We start from the raw sequence: 15,124 nt of genomic DNA, 5'->3' as shown, positions 1-15,124 counted from the left end.
GAGCAAGGCTCGCGCAAAAGCATCAAGTGTCGCCTCCAGCTTGGCGGCTTGCGACACAGACACCTTGAGCTTGCAGGAGATAGTCAGGACTTGGGCCATGTCACAATTATCCGTCGTCCGCATTCCTCCCGGCCCTGACCGGCCCCCCTCCCCCCGTATACGGGGGTACAGGGCGGGGCTCCTGCGGTTTCTAGCTGAAAAGGCAGCCCACCCCAGGAGCCTGCTGGAAACACTCTAGCTCAGCCCCTAATGAAGCCTGCAGAATGTAGAGAACTATGTAGAAATTGATACAGTGGTTTGCATTTCTCCGGGATCCCCTCGCCCCACGGAGCCGGGCCGGATTCTAGGAGCATTGCCCCCACCCAAGCCTACTGACTTCAGCCGAAGGATCCCTCTGGGGAACCCGGGATCGGTGGGGCTCGTCAGTGTATTCCCGGACACGTTTTTGGGAGACTTTGACGAGGAAAAACGGATGATCGATTGGTTGACCGGTGCTTTGATTGCATTGTTGCCGCCTGTTCCAGGGGAAGGGGAACACATGGTGGTGAGCCACTATGGCCAATTGCCTCCTGGCCAGAGCTGGAATCGACTCAAGGATGGCAGCGTCTTTCGACCTGAGCAGGACTTTGTTGCCGCCCATCGCACTTTGCCCATTGGCACGCGCTTGTTGTTGACCAATCCCGAGGATCCCAGGCGCAGAGTGGTGGTGGATGTTCTGGATCGGGGCCCCTTTGTTCGCGGTCGAGATCTGGACATTTCGACGGCTGCCGCTCGTGAGCTAGGCATTTATGAGCAGGGAGTGGCGAAAGTAGAGGTGCGTCTGTTGCCTCCCCAGGAAGTTCCTCTCTCCGGCCTTTTGATGAGCCTAAGGTAGAAATTGCTGGGCAAAAATAACTACTAGAGTCGGCTCCCGATGGGGAGAATCTGCCCAGGATAAACGACTCCCGACACTCATCTTCGTTGAGTAAACACAACTCATCAAATAGAGTACGGGCTTCACGCTTCACAGACTTGTTTGTACAGAGGTCTCAGCGTGCTGCCACCGTGCGACCCACGGCGAGAAACTCTCCAAAGATTTAACTTGTTCGCCTCAATTGCAGCACGAACGGCTTTCATCGCGACACTGATTGGCTCTTGAGCCAACACAATTCACCAATACAGTGCGGGGCTTCCCGCCGATTAAGCTAAATGCCTGAAGATTTGCTGGGCTGGTTTTCTGCTTCTTGTCTGCGGCGATCGCCAATGCCACAGTCGCCGCAGCATTCGGGTCGCTTGAAGTCGTCCCAATGGATGCAGGCCCGGCAGCCCTTCAGCATTTCCGGCCAGCGCTCTCGAATCAATAGTTGTCGCAGCCTCACTTCTCGTGATTCGGGAAAGGGGTGTCGCAATCCATCCATGGCCCTGGGATCCGCAGCTCTCTGTCTCTGGTATAAGAGCAAATGGAAGTCTGCAATCTAGAAATATCGGCATAGCTTAAGGTTTGTGCTTTGCCCATCTCGAGAGAGCTTGGGCTAGCTCAATTTTCTTGAGCCCATTACTTTTCGAAGGAATTTGCAAAAAATGTAAACGATTTCTTATGAGATTTAGCTGGATTTTTCCCCGCTTAACACAAAGGTGGGATCCAAAGGCAGCAACAGTTGGGTGCGACCGCGGTGTTCCAGGCGGTTCACGGCCGATTGGATCACCTCCACATGATGAGCTCGCACGGCAGCCAGCCCGGTAGAGAGGCCGTAGAGCCCCTCCAGAGAGTTGGTGGTTGCCACAATCCTGCCGTTGGGCTTGAGATGGTTCCAGGAGGCCTCCAGGATCTCCCGTAGGGGATGGCCGCCTTCGATACAGATGCGATCGGGGGGCGGAGAGAGCTGGTGCAAGCAAGCGGGGGCAGTGCCCTGGATTACCTGCACGTTGTTGAGGCCGAATTTCTCGCAGTTGCTCTCGATCAGGCTGACCACCTCTGCATCTCGCTCAATGGCGATCACCTGAGCTTTGGGGCAGAGAATGGCCGCTTCGATGGCGATGGTGCCTGTCCCGGCGCCGATATCCCACAGGCAGTGGTCTTCCCCCAAGCGCAACTGGCTTAGCACCAGCACGCGCACCTCGCGGGGGCTCATCGGGATCCCCGGGATCCGCTCAAAGGCAGAGTCCGGGATCCCTGGGGTGCGGTAGGGCCAAGAGAAGGGGGTTGCCATCGCCAAAGACCGCTGCCGCGAAAATGGCCATCTTCCTCAGCATAAGGCGAAGGCCCAACCGACTGGCTATGCTCTTTATGTCCTCCTGCAGGGAGAGGGGATCCCCGCTCTAGGCCAACCTAGGGCAGAAGTCCCCGTGAGGGCCACACAAAGCTCCAAAGCTGATGATCGGACTCGAACCGATGACCTGCTCATTACGAGTGAGCTGCTCTACCGACTGAGCTACATCAGCAATTTTGGATACCCCCACATCCCTTTGTTCGGCCAGTTCAGCAGCGCAAACTGGGAACGGGGGACGGGAAAGCCGACTTGGATTCGTGTTAAGGCCTATCTATCCTAGCGCATCCTTGCCTTGCTCGGGATCCCCAGGGCCACAATCCCAAAGAGAGACCCAAGGTCAGCCAGGCCAGCCAGTCGCCTGTGCGCGTGTAGAAGGTGACCTGAGATTGCCGCCTGACCTCTCCGCTGACCACCCCGCGCTGAAAAATCGGGCCCACCCGTTGCATTCGACCGGAGGGATCCACCACTAGATTGCCGCCGGTGTTGTTGACGAAGACCACGCTGCGCCGGTTTTCAACCGCCCGGAAAACCGAGAGCCGCCCGTGGAGCAGCGGCCAGTGGCTGTTGCCAAACCAGCTATCGTCCGAGATGACAATCAAGGACTCGGCTCCCGCGCGGGTCAGAGCTCGGCTGGGGGCAGGCAGAACGCTCTCCAGGCAGATCATCACCCCCAAAGGCCCAAACAGCTCTCCTCCCGCCAGCGGCCGATAGCCATCGGGGGAGGGCACGTAGCGCCCTGACTCAAAGTAGGGGAAGATCCACTGCTTGCCAAACCAATCCAGCACTTGGCCCCGGGCGTCAAAGAGGAGGGCGGTGTTGAAAAACCGTTGCTCCTCCTCCGGCAGGTGAGCTGTGCGGGGATCCGGCTCCGTGGCTCCCGTAATCAAGGCCCCTTCCGGGGGGAGGATGGCTTGCATCGGCTCGATCACATAGGGTTGCAGGGGGGTGTTCAGCAACCGGGCCCGCAGCGCTCCTTCCGGCCAGATCACCAACTGCGCCCCCTCGGCCACCGCCTGGGCCGAAAGCTGATGCAGCTCCCGGTAGCGCTCGCTGCGGTAGTCCCAACTGCGATCCGCCTCCAGCCAGGCCACCTGCTGCACCGCCCCCACGCGAAAGCTGGGAGCCCCTTCCGCCGCCAAAGCATCAAAGTAGGCCAGCCGTAGGCTGCCGTAGGCCAAGACTAGCCCCCCCAGACCTAGGCTGCAGGCCAGCGTGCGCCGGATAGCGGGGTTCTTGGCCCCAGCGCCAAGTGCTCCCCTTAAGGATCCCTCCGCCCTCCACTGGCGGCGGAGCTGCTCGGCCAGCTGCCAAACCACGCCGTTGACGAACACAGCAAAAAAGGTCACTCCCCAGATCCCAGTGAGATCGGCAATTTGGATCCCGAGGGGCCAGTCAAAGAGCAGGGATCCCCAGTGGAAGGGAATCGGCCAGCGGAGCAGACCCAGCAGCCCATCCAGCCCTGTCCAGACCGTGGCCACCCCTAGGGGACGGGCCCAGGGGGGAAGTGGTTGGCTCAACTGCAAACTTAAGACTGTGGCCGTTGTGAAAAACAGAGGGATCAGGGGGGCCACCACTGCTCCCCCTAGGATCTCCCAGGCGCTGAGCACTTGAAGGGAGAAGGGATCCACCCAGAAGGCGTACAGGCACACCCAAAACCACAGGCCATAGGCCAAACGCCAGCGCCCCCACCCCTGTCGTTGTTCGCAAAGGTGAAACAGGGGCGCTAGGCCCAGCAGTGCCCCTGGGAACCAGTGCAACCAGCGGTTGGGGGATCCCAGGCACAGCAGCAAAACGGTTAACCCCTCCAACCATCGGGATCCCGGGTTTTGGCGAACCGGTGAGAGCAAATCTAACTGTTGAGGGAGGGAGGGCAGCTCCAGAGCCATTGGCAATGCAGGAGAACCCCTTGGGTACTGGGGACAGCAGCAAGAGCCGGCCTTGCTCGCATCCCCTCATCTTTACAGATCCTGCTGAGGCCTGCAAACTATCCCAGAGGCCCTACTGCGGATACCACCGCTGTTGCCAGGCCCGCATTTGCTCAATCTCTACCTGCTGGGTGGTAACAATGGCTGTTGCCAGTTGCCGGATCTCAGGGCGCTTGGATTTTTCCAGAGCCTCTTGGGCCATAGCTAGCGCCCCCTCGTGGTGCTGAATCATAGCTTTCAGAAAGCGCAGGTCAAACTTGGGGTCAGCGGATCCCAGGTCGGTATCCATGCGCATGGCGGCAGCCATCTCCGGCGTCATGGTCATCTGGTGGCCCATCTCCTCATGCCACATCACGGGCTCCTGGGGAGCTTGCGGGTACCAACTCAGCCGCCAGCCTTGCATCTGCTTGATTTCTTGGCTTTGCGCTGCCACAATGGCCCTGGCCAACTGAAGAATTTCCCGCCGCCGGGATTTTTGCAGAGCCTCTGCGGCCATGCTCACCGCTCCCTCATGGTGGAGGATCATTGCATCCAGAAACCGCAGATCGAAGGATTCGTCGGCAGGGCCTAGGCTAATCCGATGAGCTCTATCGATTGAGAGCTCTCCCTTGTTCTCATGAGCAGTTGCCTCTGGCTCCAGCTCCCTGCCAACCCAGAGAGTGTCCAGGACAAGCCCACCAGCCAGGATGAGAGCCCAGACAGTTAGGCGCATCACCGCTTCTTCCGAGGACAACAGGTCAATATCCTACGCCCTCCAGTCCCCTCTAGAGTCAAGCCCTTTGGCGACCCTGCCAGCCAGAGTGGGATCCCTTAGCTTGGTGCCCCCATCTGGGCACCCCTGGCGTCGCCAGTTCAGGAAGTGGGGTTGGGTGCCAACAACTGCTCCCCTTGCAACATGCGAGCGGCAGCGCTGAACAACTCTTCCTCCAAGTAGGGCTTGGTGAAGTAGGCAGTGGCTCCCAGCTCCCGGGCTGTCTGCCGGTGCCGTTCTGCCCCCCTTGAGGTAAGCATAGCTACCGGAATATGCTTGAGGTTGCTGTCTGCCCGTATGCGGGAGAGCAACTCCAGGCCGTCCATGCGCGGCATCTCGATGTCGCAGAAGATGAGATCGCAGCGCAAGCCACCGCGAAGCTTTTCCCAGGCGTCCTGTCCATCGCGGGCTTGCTCCACCCGGTAGCCCACCTTTTGGAAGGACATGGAGAGCAGCTCCCGCACCGCAATCGAGTCATCCACAATGAGCACCGTGGTTTGATGGGTTTCCTCGGCACGTGGCTCCGCAGCACGACGCTCTGCCCAGAGGCGGCTGAGATCGCGACGGCGGCCTTGGGCCATATCCACCAGTTCAAGGACATCAGCAATGGGCAGCACGCGACCATTGCCCAGCACCGTTGCCCCAGAAATGCCAGGTGGTTTGGGCACAGGCCCGCGCAATTGCTTGATCACGATTTCCTGCTCTTCCACAAAGCTGTCCACCTGCAGGGCAAGGTACTGGCCGGCACTTTGGAGGACAACAATGGGGATGATGCCCTCATCCTGGGCAACGCTGTAGACCTCGGAGCGGCTGCGGCTGTGGCTGCGGCTGTAGGACAACAGATTCGAGAGGGGTTGGAAGGGAAGGCGTTGATCCCGCCAGGGAATGGAGGGCCGCCCCTGTTCATCCGGCTGCACCTCATCGACGGGAACATCCAGCATTTCCTCCACACCGTCGAGAGGAAAGGCGATCAGGGCTTTGTCGCTGACACACACCATCGCCTTGGAAATGCTTAAGGTAAGCGGCAGGCGGATGGTAAAAGTGGTGCCTTTGCCGCGCACGGAATCCACTTGGATGCTGCCGCGCAGATCGGTGATGTTGCGGCGCACCACATCCAAGCCAACCCCCCGCCCGGCCAGGTCGTCCACCTCGCTGGCCTCACGGCTGCTAAAGCCGGGGTGGAAGAGGACGTTGAATACTTCGTCTTCGGTTGCCTGCTCTGACAGCAGCCCCAGCCTTTGCGCCTTGGCCTTGATTTTCTCCACCGGGATGCCGGCGCCATCGTCGGCGACAACGATGATTGTCTGGTTGCCTTGGTAGAAGGCCCTGACGGTGATCTTGCCTTCAGGGGGCTTGCCCAAGCGGCGCCGCTCCTCAGGGGGCTCGATCCCGTGCACCAGGGCGTTGTTCACCAGGTGGGTCATCGGGTCGGAAAGCTCTTCCAGGATGGCTTTGTCGATGAGGGTGTCGCGGCCTTCCACCACCAGGCTGGCCTGTTTGCCCGTTTTGATGGAGAGATCACGGACGGCGCGGGGCAGGCGGTCGGCAATTTGCGCGAAGGGCACCATGCGCGCCCGGTTCAGGCCTTCTTGCAGTTGGGTGGTGACCTGGCGGAATTGGCGGGTGATCTGCTCTGCCTCATCCACCGCAAACTCGATGTCGGAGGAAGACTCGCGTACCCGCACGATGAGCTCAATGATCTCCTGGGCCAGAGTGTGGAAGGTCGTAAACTGATCCATCTCCAACTTGTCGAACTCTTGGCCTATGGAGTGCCCCACCCGCCCCCGAGTAGATTCCTCGCCGTTCCGGCCGAACCCCACCGTTGCCGCGCTGCTGCGGCTGGAGAACAGCGCCGCTTCCAGCAACGAGCGGTCGTACTGATCCCGCATGCGCTGGCCCAGCTCCCCTAGCTGTTGCACCCGGCCCAATAGGCCATCCAGAAACTGGCGCAGGCGAGTTTGGTTTTGCTCCATGCTGTTGCGGATGACCACCAGCTCTCCCACCAAGTTGTTGATGGAGTCGAGGTGGCGCACCTCCACCCGCATCACAGGGTTGCTGAGAGCAGATCGCCGTGGGGTCGGTGGGGTTGGGGTAGCCGGTGCCGTGGGGGCGGCTGTTGCCGGAGCGGGAGTTGCCGGGGCAGTGGCAACAGCGGGCGGAGAAGGCGCCGGCGCTGCTGCAGAGGCCTGGGGGGCAACCTCGAGATCGCCTAGGAGGGATTCCAGTTGGGCTGCGAAATCATCGGCGACCTCGCTGCTCACGGCTGCAGGGGATCCCACAATAGGAGCGATGACCTCTTCCAGCTCAGGCGGCACCGCTGGTTCGGCGGCATCGAAGAGGGCAGCCAAATCGTCCAAACTTGGGGCAGGAGAGGCTTCCGGCGCTTCTTCCTCCAAGGGCCGCATCTCATCTGGGGAAACGGTCGCGCTCTGGGCAGCCAAGAATTCATCCTCTGTGAACAGGCTTTCCAGTTGGCTGGCCAGATCGTCCTCTGCCGGCTGAGGATCCCTGTCCTGCTCTGGGGCAGCCACAAGCGGCTCGGGCAGGGACACTTCAGCCAGACTGCTTGCCTGGAAAGCTTCTGTGTTGCTTAGGGAGACGGCGGCGTCGGGGAGTAGGTCTTCTTGGGTGCTCGCCGCTTCAGCAAGGAACTGGCTCAGCTCATCCAGATCCACCTGGCCGTCGCCATCGGTATCCAGAGCCGAAAGGGATCCCCCAATCGCCGCACCTAGCCCTTCGGTATCAGGCTCCTCGGCAAAGAGAGCCTCGAGGCGGTCGAAGGACTCCGCGGGCTGCCCCTCCGGATAGAGAGCTCCTTCCTGAACCGGGAAGAGGTTCTCCAAAAGAGCCCAGTCCTGGGCTTCTGCCGCATCCCCAGTGCCCGGGGCGTCCTCCAGTGTCTCCCCGGCGAAGAGATCGGCTAGGCCCAGCTTCGCCCCCAGGTCTGGGGTTTCCGCTGCCGTCGGCTCATCGGAAGGGGCCAAGACGCTCTCCGGCGCAGCGGCAAATCCCTCCAAAGCAGGCGAAGATTCCTCAGCGAAGAGGTTTTCAAGCTGCTCAACTGCGGCCACGCCAAAGTCGGCGATGCCAAAAGAGAGTTCAGGAGCCGCCTCGAAAGATGTGGAAGGTTCGCTGGCTTCTTCTAGGCTCGACCAGGCCTGATCCGCTGCCGAGACAAGGCCCTCCAGGCTGCCTTCAGCAGCAGAGTCCAAAAATGTCAGGGATCCCGTCTCATCGGGAACAGAAAAGTCCTCAGGCCAGAGGTCGGCAGAGAACTCGGCCCGCAAGTCTGCTGCCGCCTCCCCATCCCCAGGGATCGGCTGGAGGGACGAAGACAACTCCTCTACCCAGAGATCTGCCTCCGGCCCACTGTCGGGAGCAGCCCCAAGGTCAGGCAACTGGGACAGCTCCTGCAGAGGAGAACTCTCTACTGCAAGCTCCTCGAGCTCGAACAAGGCCTCCACTCCGGCACTTGCAGCTTCGTCTGCAGCCGGGGCTTCCTCGAGGCTTGCCGCAGCAACTTGGGCCGCCAGAGGGACATCCCAGACGGCCTGACTTGTTTCCTCGGCCCCTCTCAGCTCGGTAGGCTCGACAGAGGCCAGCTCTGCTGCTGCTTCGTCCACTACTGCGGCAAACAGCTCCGCCAAATCCGTTTCCCCTCTCCCCTCTTCTGGGCTCAGCTCCTCGAACACCTGCGAGAAAGGCTCAGGGGAAGGAGGGATCAGCTCCGGCGGTGGCTCCTCAATATCGGATAGCTGCTCTGCGTTGGCAAACAGCTCGTCAAAGGCAGAGGAGGCTTCTGCTTCCAGACTTAAAGGAGTCGCTTCGAAGTCGCTTGAGCCAAAGCCTAGCCTGTCCTGCGACCCGTCGAGTACTGCTGCAGCTTCTTCCGGCGCGGCGACGCCCTCTTGGGCAAGGTCGGCGGCTGCTTGCCAGTCTTCCTCGGTCAAAGTCTCGGTGGACATCTCCGACCAGCTCAGCCCTGGGCTCTCCTCGCCTGCCAGGACACCGTCCATCTCCCAAGGGGACGGCGGCTGCCCGACCAGCAGATCCCAGGCCGCCTCCACGCTCTCCGACCCCTCCGCTTGCAGGGTTGCTTCGACGGGGGTCGCCTCTTCTGATCCAGGTTCCTGGCTCCCCTCGGCTGCAGAGGATTCTTCTGCCGGGATCCCAGCAGCCGCCCAGTCCGCTGGGGCAGCCGTGCTCGCGGGTTCACGGAAGAGTGGCTCTGGCTCTCCAACAGGGCCCAGGTCGAAGGAGGTGGGGATCCCTGGCTCCTCAAGGGCCGGCGGCACAGGGCGGAAGGCCAACAACTCAGAGGAGGGCTGGATGGTATGCGCTGCTCCGCTGGCCAGAGCCTGGTGAGCCTGTTTCAAATCTCGCAGAACCGGCAGAGCCAGTTGCCGCAAATCCTGGGCGGGATCCGCCAAGATCTCGCCAATTAGGCGGGCTAGGGCTGTCCAGCCACCCAGATCCACAGACTCAGCCTCTCCCACCTCCTGGAGCGATTGAACCAAGCTTTGCAAAGCGGGCCGCGTAGCTGGGTCATCGGGGCGTTTGAACAGCTCCAGCATCTGGCGCAACAGGGCTGGGATCCGCTGATGAACCACCACCTCCAAAGGATCTGGGGGTGCAGCGGGAGCCACAGGGTGAGCCAGTTGCTGCAATTCCGCCGAAGCCGCCACCTCTTCGGCTCTCCCCGCCAAGACAAGTTGCTGCCCTTGCTTCAAATCCCGCAAGGCAACCAACGCCAACGTTCGCAGATCGGCGTCGGGGTTGCCCAGGGCTTGCTCGAAGGTTTCGGTTAACTGTTGCCAGCCCACCAGATGATGCACTTGCCCGATCTGCTTGAGAACAGCATTGGCCGCCAGCAACTGCTCGCGAACGCCCGGCTGATCCCCGCGCTTGAACAGCTCCAACATCTGCCGCAACTGCTGCGGCACCACTTCCGCCATCTCTTGTTGTAGAGTGCGGGCTGCTGGTGGCGGGGGGGCAGCCGGAGCAGGTCTAGAGACAGGGCCAGCGCCGAGAAGGCTCTGAATGTAGTTTTCAGTCTCCTGAAAAACTGGCTCCAGTTCCGCCAGCGTCGAGTTGCTGAACTCCTGGGTGAGACCGCGAGGGCTTTGCAGCTCGTCCAAAAGCGCCGTCAGCCCATCAAAAACTCGCAGCAGCAGCGTCTCCAAGTGCTGATCCACCGGCACTTCGCCCAGGCGAGAGCGAAACACGTTGAAGAAATCCTCTAGGCGGTGGGCAGTCTGCTGAATGCTGGTGAGGCCCAGCATGGCTGCTCCGCCTTTGATGGAGTGGGCAGCTCGGAACAACTCGTTGATCAGCTCAGGATCGCTCACGCTGTCCCGCAGGCTGAGGAGCCCCTGCTCGATCGTGGCCAAGTGGTCGCGGGCTTCTTCGATGAAGTAACTGAGGATCCGCTTTTGTGCTTCTTCATTCATGGCAGGAGGTTCCTCCTACAGCCCACAGGTACTCATATCAGTAGTAACAGATCGGACAGGGGAAGCTTTCCCATGCCCGAATTCTGCTTTGCGACAGAGGGATCCTGATGTCCCTGAAGCGCGGCAGCTTCCCATCGGGATCCTTGTCCCTAGGATGCCCGCGAACCGAGCAAATTTGCTCATTCATCCCCCACCCGGAAGCGACCGACAGAAGCTTGCAGCTCGCGAGCGATGCTCACCAACTGTTGCAGCGAGCTGGCTACCTTCTGCGCCTCCTCGGACGTCTCGTTGGCTGTCAGCGCCACTGACTGCATGAGATGGGCTACAGCGCGGGAGGTCTCCGTTTGTTGCACAGTAGCCTGAGAAATCGCCCGCACCAATCCGTCGATCTGGTGGCTGATCTCGATGATCTCATCCAGACTGTTTTTGGCCTGCTCGGCCCGCCTTGTTCCCTCTATAACCACCTGCGTCCCCTCCTCCATGGCTGTCATGACGTTGCTGGTTTCCGACTGGATCTGCAGCACAATCTGCTCAATCTCTTTTGAAGCCTTGGCGGCCCGGTCGGCCAGTTGTCGCACCTCATCCGCCACGATAGCAAAGCCTCGTCCCGCCTCGCCGGCCCGAGCGGCCTCAATACTGGCGTTGAGGGCAAGCAAGTTGGTGCGCGAAGCAATTTGTGAGATCAAAGCCACAATCTTGGAGATCTCCTGCGAGGATTCCGCCAAGCGTTTCACCTTGCGGGTTGTCTCTGCTGCCATTTCCCGAATTTCCAGGATGCTGGCCACCGTACGATCCACCGCTTCTCCACCCCGGGCAGCCGCTTCTGTGGCCTGGGCAGTGACATTGGCTGCCTCGCGGGCGTTGTTGGCCACCTCTTGAATTGATTCCGTCATCTCCTGAATGGAGTTGAGGGAGTTGGAAATTTCCTCCGCCTGGCGCAAGGCGTCGGCAGAGAGGCTGCGGGCAAAGTCCTCATTCTGCAAAGCAGCGTCGTTGACAGCAGCGGCGGCCCGCTTCACTTGGATCACGATGTCCCGCAGGCTGCGAATGGTCAGGTTGAAAGAGTCGGCGACGGCGCCAAGCACATCGGCAGTGACCTCCGCCCGCACCGTCAAGTCTCCACGGGCTGCCCCCTCCACATCATCCAGGAGGCGAATTACCTGCCGTTGCAAGTCTTCCTTGGCTTGTCCTTGCTCGGCGGCCCGCTGGCTTAGATCGGCAAAATGGGCCTCAAGGGCGGCGGCCATTTGGTTAAAGCTGTTGGCCAAGCGACCCAGATCGTCCTCTCCTCTCGCCTCTGCTCTTACGGAAAAATTCCCCTGGGCCAGGGCGGCGAAGTGGTTGGACAGCTCTTGGGCAGTGGAGTGAATGCGTTTGGCACTGCTAGCCGCAAGTACAGCCCCAACTCCTGCGCCGACAACTCCCCCTCCAATGACCCCCCCAATCCAGCGAGCTCCCCCATTGGCCGGGATCCCAAGGCCGATGACCAAGCCAGCAGCCAAACTCACAGCTCCTTGGATCAGCGCCAGCGTCAACTGATTGGCCGTCAGTCGGCTAGGCAGTTCCTGCCCGGATAGGCTAGGGAGAGGAACAGTGAGCGTAGGCAAGCTTGGTACCGTTTTACCCGTCTCTCCTGTCTTGCCCTCCTCGGGATAAAAGGCCGCCGGCTCGCTGCCATCCATGCCGGCCAGTTCGCGATCCAGACGGTCCAGCTCATCGAGCTCGAAAGGGGCGGAGGCAACGCTGGTCGTGTCTTCTTCGGGGGCAGGGATCGGCTCACTCATGGGGGCAGCCAATTCTGTTGGCAAGCTCTCCTCTAGGGATCCCACCTCCTCTTCCGCAAAAGTGGGTAGGGAGAAGCCCATCTCCTCGGGAAAGTCCGCATCGCTAGCCAACTGCGTGATAAAATCGCTGCCTGAATCCTGGAGGTGCTGCTGGTCGAATTCGTTGAGGAAGGCAAAATCGTCATCGACTGCCGGGCCTGTCTGAGGCTGCTCCCTGCCTGCTTGCAAGTCGGTCCCGCCTGGAACCCTCAGTGGCGTTACCTGAGGGTTAGCGGGCAGCGGGTGAGAGAAGGCAAACGGATCCGCCGGCTCCAATTCTAGCCTTGTCTCAAAAGGAGCCGCAAAGCTTTCTTCCTCGCCAAAAGTCATCTCATCAGCGGCAAAGCCGTCGCTTCCCATCGAGAAGGGATCCTGAGCAAAAGGGTCGGCCTCTTGTTCCCCCATTCCCTCAAACTCAAACTGGGGAAAGGGAGCCGCCTCCTGCGCTTGAGGTGGGAACTCCCCTTGAGGTTGGAGGTTGCCTTCCTGCACCGGAGAGGGGACGTCCGCCAGCTCCGGCGCCATCTGCAACAGCTCCTCCAGGCCCCTGCGGGCCGACTCCAGCTCCTCAGGATCGCTGGCCGTCTTGAGGATGGTATCGTAGGTATGGCGGGCTTCCAGCAACTGCCCCGCTTGCTTCTGGGCCGAAGCCAGCAGCAACTTGACAGCAGTATCCTGCGGCTGAGCAGCGGCTACCTGGTTGAACAACCGCACTGCCTCGACGTAGTCTCCCTGCCAAAAGGCGACCATCGCCTCGGTAAAGTCTCTCTGATTGTTCGCGCTCGAAACCATGGACCCTCCTTTCCCTGCTTGGCTATCTCTGTTGCTGCTTCAACCCAAATGCCCAGAACTCACCCAACACCAACCCGCCCAAACCCTTTAGAGTTGTTGGGCTACAGATGGGTTACCTCTCCCAACTGGCTGCCCTGCTCCCAACAAAGAATGGGCTCTTGCCCTCCTTCCGTAAAACATTGGGGTAGCACAGCCATGCTCCCCGGCTGGCCTGGTGCAAATCTCTAGGGAACAAGATCGGCTCCATTCTTTCCATTGTGAATGGCTTTGGAGATTGACTACGATAGAAACTATACATTTCCGCATTTCTGCCGAACTGGCGGCTAGCCATTCCTCACCCCCAACGGTCGGATCTCAGGATGGCCGACTGATCCAGCAGCGGCAAGCGGGCTCCCGTCGCAGGCACCACCCATTCCCCTCGCAAGAAGGGAGCTATCGACTCAGGAGCCACGAGGACAGGCCGCACCGACTCAGTCTTCAGCCACTCCATGCCCACAATTAAATCCACAGCCAGGCCCATCAGCAAATCCTGTTGATCCATTACGGCCACCACAGGGAGCTCGGCGCGGTCGAGGTTGAGGGGCGGGCTGATCCCCAAAAACTGGCCCAGATCCGCAACCCAGATGATTTCGCCCCTCAAGTTCAGAGTGCCCAGCAGAACTGGGGCGACATTCGGCATGGGGGTAATTTTCTCGGGGCCGATGCTCATCACCTCCACAACCGATACCGCGGGCAACGCAAATTCCTCCCCAGTAGCAACCTTGAATTTTAGGAAAAGCTCTCCCTCAGGAGCCTCTATTTCCTGCAATTCTTGGGTCTCATCCCCCATCAATAAGTCCAGATCCCCCAGCATGACGCTCCCCCGTATTGATGGTCTGTGGAGAGGTGGCCACCGCTCCCTTGCCCAGGGCCTAGAGCCCTTTTGGGCTCTGCCGGAAAGCATAGAGGCAGGATGGGCGGTTCCTAGCCTCTCAGTAATTGCTTAATCGTACCCACCAGTTCCTGCGGCTGAAAAGGTTTGGCAATATAGGCATCTGCTCCCTGGCGGAGCCCCCAGTAGCGGTCGAACTCTTCCCCTTTGGAAGAACACATGACAATCGGGGTTTTTTGGGTGAGCGGGTCGGCTTTGAGGAGACGGCACACCTCGTAGCCATTCATACGCGGCATGACAATGTCAAGCACAATCAGGTCGGGTTTGTTTTGCTTCACCGCCTCTATGGCTTCCACCCCATCTCCCACCGTCATCACCTCGAAGCCGTTTTCCTGCAGCAACTTGCTGATCATCTCCCGCTGAGATTGGCTGTCTTCCACCACCAAGACGCGACTCATTTTTGTCTGGTCTCCTTGATCTCCCGCAACTGCTGTTTGATGGTAGCTAGTAGCTCTTGAGGCTTGAAAGGTTTGGTTACATAGGCATCGGCTTGATTGCGCTTAGCCCACTCGATATCAAAGGCTTGATCTTTGGTGGAACACACGACAATGCGGATGTGCTTGGTGCTTTCATCTCCCTTCACTTCCCGGCACACTTCGTAGCCATTCATGCGAGGCATGACGATGTCCAGCACCACCACGTCGGGCTTCTGCTGACGAATGATGTCCATCGCCTCTACACCGTCCATCGCGGTGGAGACTTCCAACCCGTTTTCGGAGAGCAGGTTGGCAATAGTCTCTAGGTAGGTACGGTTGTCATCCACCACCAGCACTTTGCTCATGGTCATCTCGCTCCTGTTGTATTTTGCGGGTCTGGTCAACTCTAGCGGCTGCGTAAACTACCCGACTCCGACCGCTAAGCGGTACCGAGCGGGCTTAAGCGCTACGCGCCGCTGACGCGAAGGGTAGCCCTGCAGTTGGCAAGCCAACCACGGATCTCCAGGCCGGTTTACAGCGGCCCCCAAAAAGGGCAATCCCGTTAGCACCGTTGAGATCTGCATCCCCTTCCCAGCCACAGGCCGGGTTGACACAACGAAAACGCTTCCCTTCCCGTTGCCCAAGCCACAAACACCGGTGACAAGTTTGCGAAGGGTAGGCAGGCGATACTAACACCACCTTCACCCCCGCTCTTGCTGCCTTGTCCTCCAGAAACTGTCTCCACTGGGAGAACGCCCCTCGCGCTAGCGGGCCGTAGGCCTCACTG

10 protein-coding genes, 1 tRNA gene and 1 pseudogene are annotated in these 15,124 nt (G+C 60.1%); 1 reads left to right on the top strand and 11 read right to left on the bottom strand.

The features are described from left to right. Nucleotides 1–472 precede the first annotated feature (472 nt). Complete coding sequence (locus NW852_RS04415) at nucleotides 473–874, top strand: septal ring lytic transglycosylase RlpA family protein (protein ID WP_414364939.1); 402 nt, start codon at nucleotides 473–475, stop codon at nucleotides 872–874. 310 nt (nucleotides 875–1,184) lie between these two features. Here the strand turns inward: NW852_RS04415 and NW852_RS04410 are convergent, their stop codons facing one another. From NW852_RS04410 to NW852_RS04360, 11 genes and pseudogenes are all read right to left on the bottom strand, one after another. Further along, entirely contained in the window at nucleotides 1,185–1,397 is a 213-nt protein-coding gene (locus tag NW852_RS04410) for a hypothetical protein (RefSeq protein ID WP_414364937.1), read from the bottom strand. Nucleotides 1,398–1,583: 186 nt separating this feature from the next. Continuing rightward, a complete protein-coding gene (gene cbiT / locus NW852_RS04405) occupies nucleotides 1,584–2,189 on the bottom strand; it encodes a precorrin-6Y C5,15-methyltransferase subunit CbiT (protein WP_414364935.1) in 606 nt (201 codons plus the stop codon). A 159-nt stretch (nucleotides 2,190–2,348) separates the two neighbouring features. After that, nucleotides 2,349–2,421 (bottom strand) — tRNA-Thr (locus NW852_RS04400). 88 nt (nucleotides 2,422–2,509) lie between these two features. Beyond that, nucleotides 2,510–4,057, bottom strand: a complete 1,548-nt coding sequence (locus NW852_RS04395) for an apolipoprotein N-acyltransferase (protein WP_414370827.1) — start codon at nucleotides 4,055–4,057, stop codon at nucleotides 2,510–2,512. A gap of 190 nt (nucleotides 4,058–4,247) precedes the next feature. Further along, nucleotides 4,248–4,907 (bottom strand): DUF305 domain-containing protein, encoded by a 660-nt coding sequence (locus NW852_RS04390; RefSeq protein WP_414364932.1) that lies wholly within the window; start codon nucleotides 4,905–4,907, stop codon nucleotides 4,248–4,250. A 119-nt stretch (nucleotides 4,908–5,026) separates the two neighbouring features. After that, nucleotides 5,027–10,375: a response regulator gene (locus NW852_RS04385; protein ID WP_414426489.1), complete on the bottom strand. Its 5,349-nt coding sequence runs from the start codon at nucleotides 10,373–10,375 to the stop codon at nucleotides 5,027–5,029. A 179-nt stretch (nucleotides 10,376–10,554) separates the two neighbouring features. Continuing rightward, nucleotides 10,555–12,990 carry a methyl-accepting chemotaxis protein gene (locus NW852_RS04380; RefSeq protein ID WP_414426488.1) on the bottom strand — a complete coding sequence of 812 codons (2,436 nt, stop codon included), beginning with the start codon at nucleotides 12,988–12,990 and terminating at the stop codon, nucleotides 10,555–10,557. A gap of 334 nt (nucleotides 12,991–13,324) precedes the next feature. Continuing rightward, complete coding sequence (locus NW852_RS04375; RefSeq protein ID WP_414370821.1) at nucleotides 13,325–13,843, bottom strand: CheW domain-containing protein; 519 nt, start codon at nucleotides 13,841–13,843, stop codon at nucleotides 13,325–13,327. A 110-nt stretch (nucleotides 13,844–13,953) separates the two neighbouring features. Then, the gene (locus NW852_RS04370; protein WP_414364926.1) at nucleotides 13,954–14,319 is read right to left on the bottom strand and encodes a response regulator transcription factor; all 366 of its coding nucleotides are present in this window, start codon (nucleotides 14,317–14,319) and stop codon (nucleotides 13,954–13,956) included. Next, the gene (locus NW852_RS04365; RefSeq protein WP_414364951.1) at nucleotides 14,316–14,702 is read right to left on the bottom strand and encodes a response regulator; all 387 of its coding nucleotides are present in this window, start codon (nucleotides 14,700–14,702) and stop codon (nucleotides 14,316–14,318) included. The genes NW852_RS04370 and NW852_RS04365 overlap by 4 nt, the downstream gene beginning before the upstream one ends. Nucleotides 14,703–14,759: 57 nt before the next feature. Continuing rightward, a pseudogene (locus NW852_RS04360) lies at nucleotides 14,760–15,124 on the bottom strand (transposase); the annotation flags it as partial.

Source organism: Synechococcus sp. H60.1 (assembly GCF_047462335.1).
GTDB lineage: Bacteria > Cyanobacteriota > Cyanobacteriia > Thermostichales > Thermostichaceae > Thermostichus.
This window is presented reverse-complemented; position numbering and strand designations above follow the sequence as displayed.

Coding starts and splice junctions, on each gene's coding strand:
- NW852_RS04410 (WP_414364937.1), bottom strand. CDS start 1,397: ATGGATGGATTGCGACACCCCTTTCCCGAATCACGAGAAGTGAGGCTG.
- NW852_RS04375 (WP_414370821.1), bottom strand. CDS start 13,843: ATGCTGGGGGATCTGGACTTATTGATGGGGGATGAGACCCAAGAATTG.
- cbiT (WP_414364935.1), bottom strand. CDS start 2,189: ATGGCAACCCCCTTCTCTTGGCCCTACCGCACCCCAGGGATCCCGGAC.
- NW852_RS04385 (WP_414426489.1), bottom strand. CDS start 10,375: ATGAATGAAGAAGCACAAAAGCGGATCCTCAGTTACTTCATCGAAGAA.
- NW852_RS04370 (WP_414364926.1), bottom strand. CDS start 14,319: ATGAGTCGCGTCTTGGTGGTGGAAGACAGCCAATCTCAGCGGGAGATG.
- NW852_RS04365 (WP_414364951.1), bottom strand. CDS start 14,702: ATGAGCAAAGTGCTGGTGGTGGATGACAACCGTACCTACCTAGAGACT.
- NW852_RS04380 (WP_414426488.1), bottom strand. CDS start 12,990: ATGGTTTCGAGCGCGAACAATCAGAGAGACTTTACCGAGGCGATGGTC.
- NW852_RS04415 (WP_414364939.1), top strand. CDS start 473: ATGATCGATTGGTTGACCGGTGCTTTGATTGCATTGTTGCCGCCTGTT.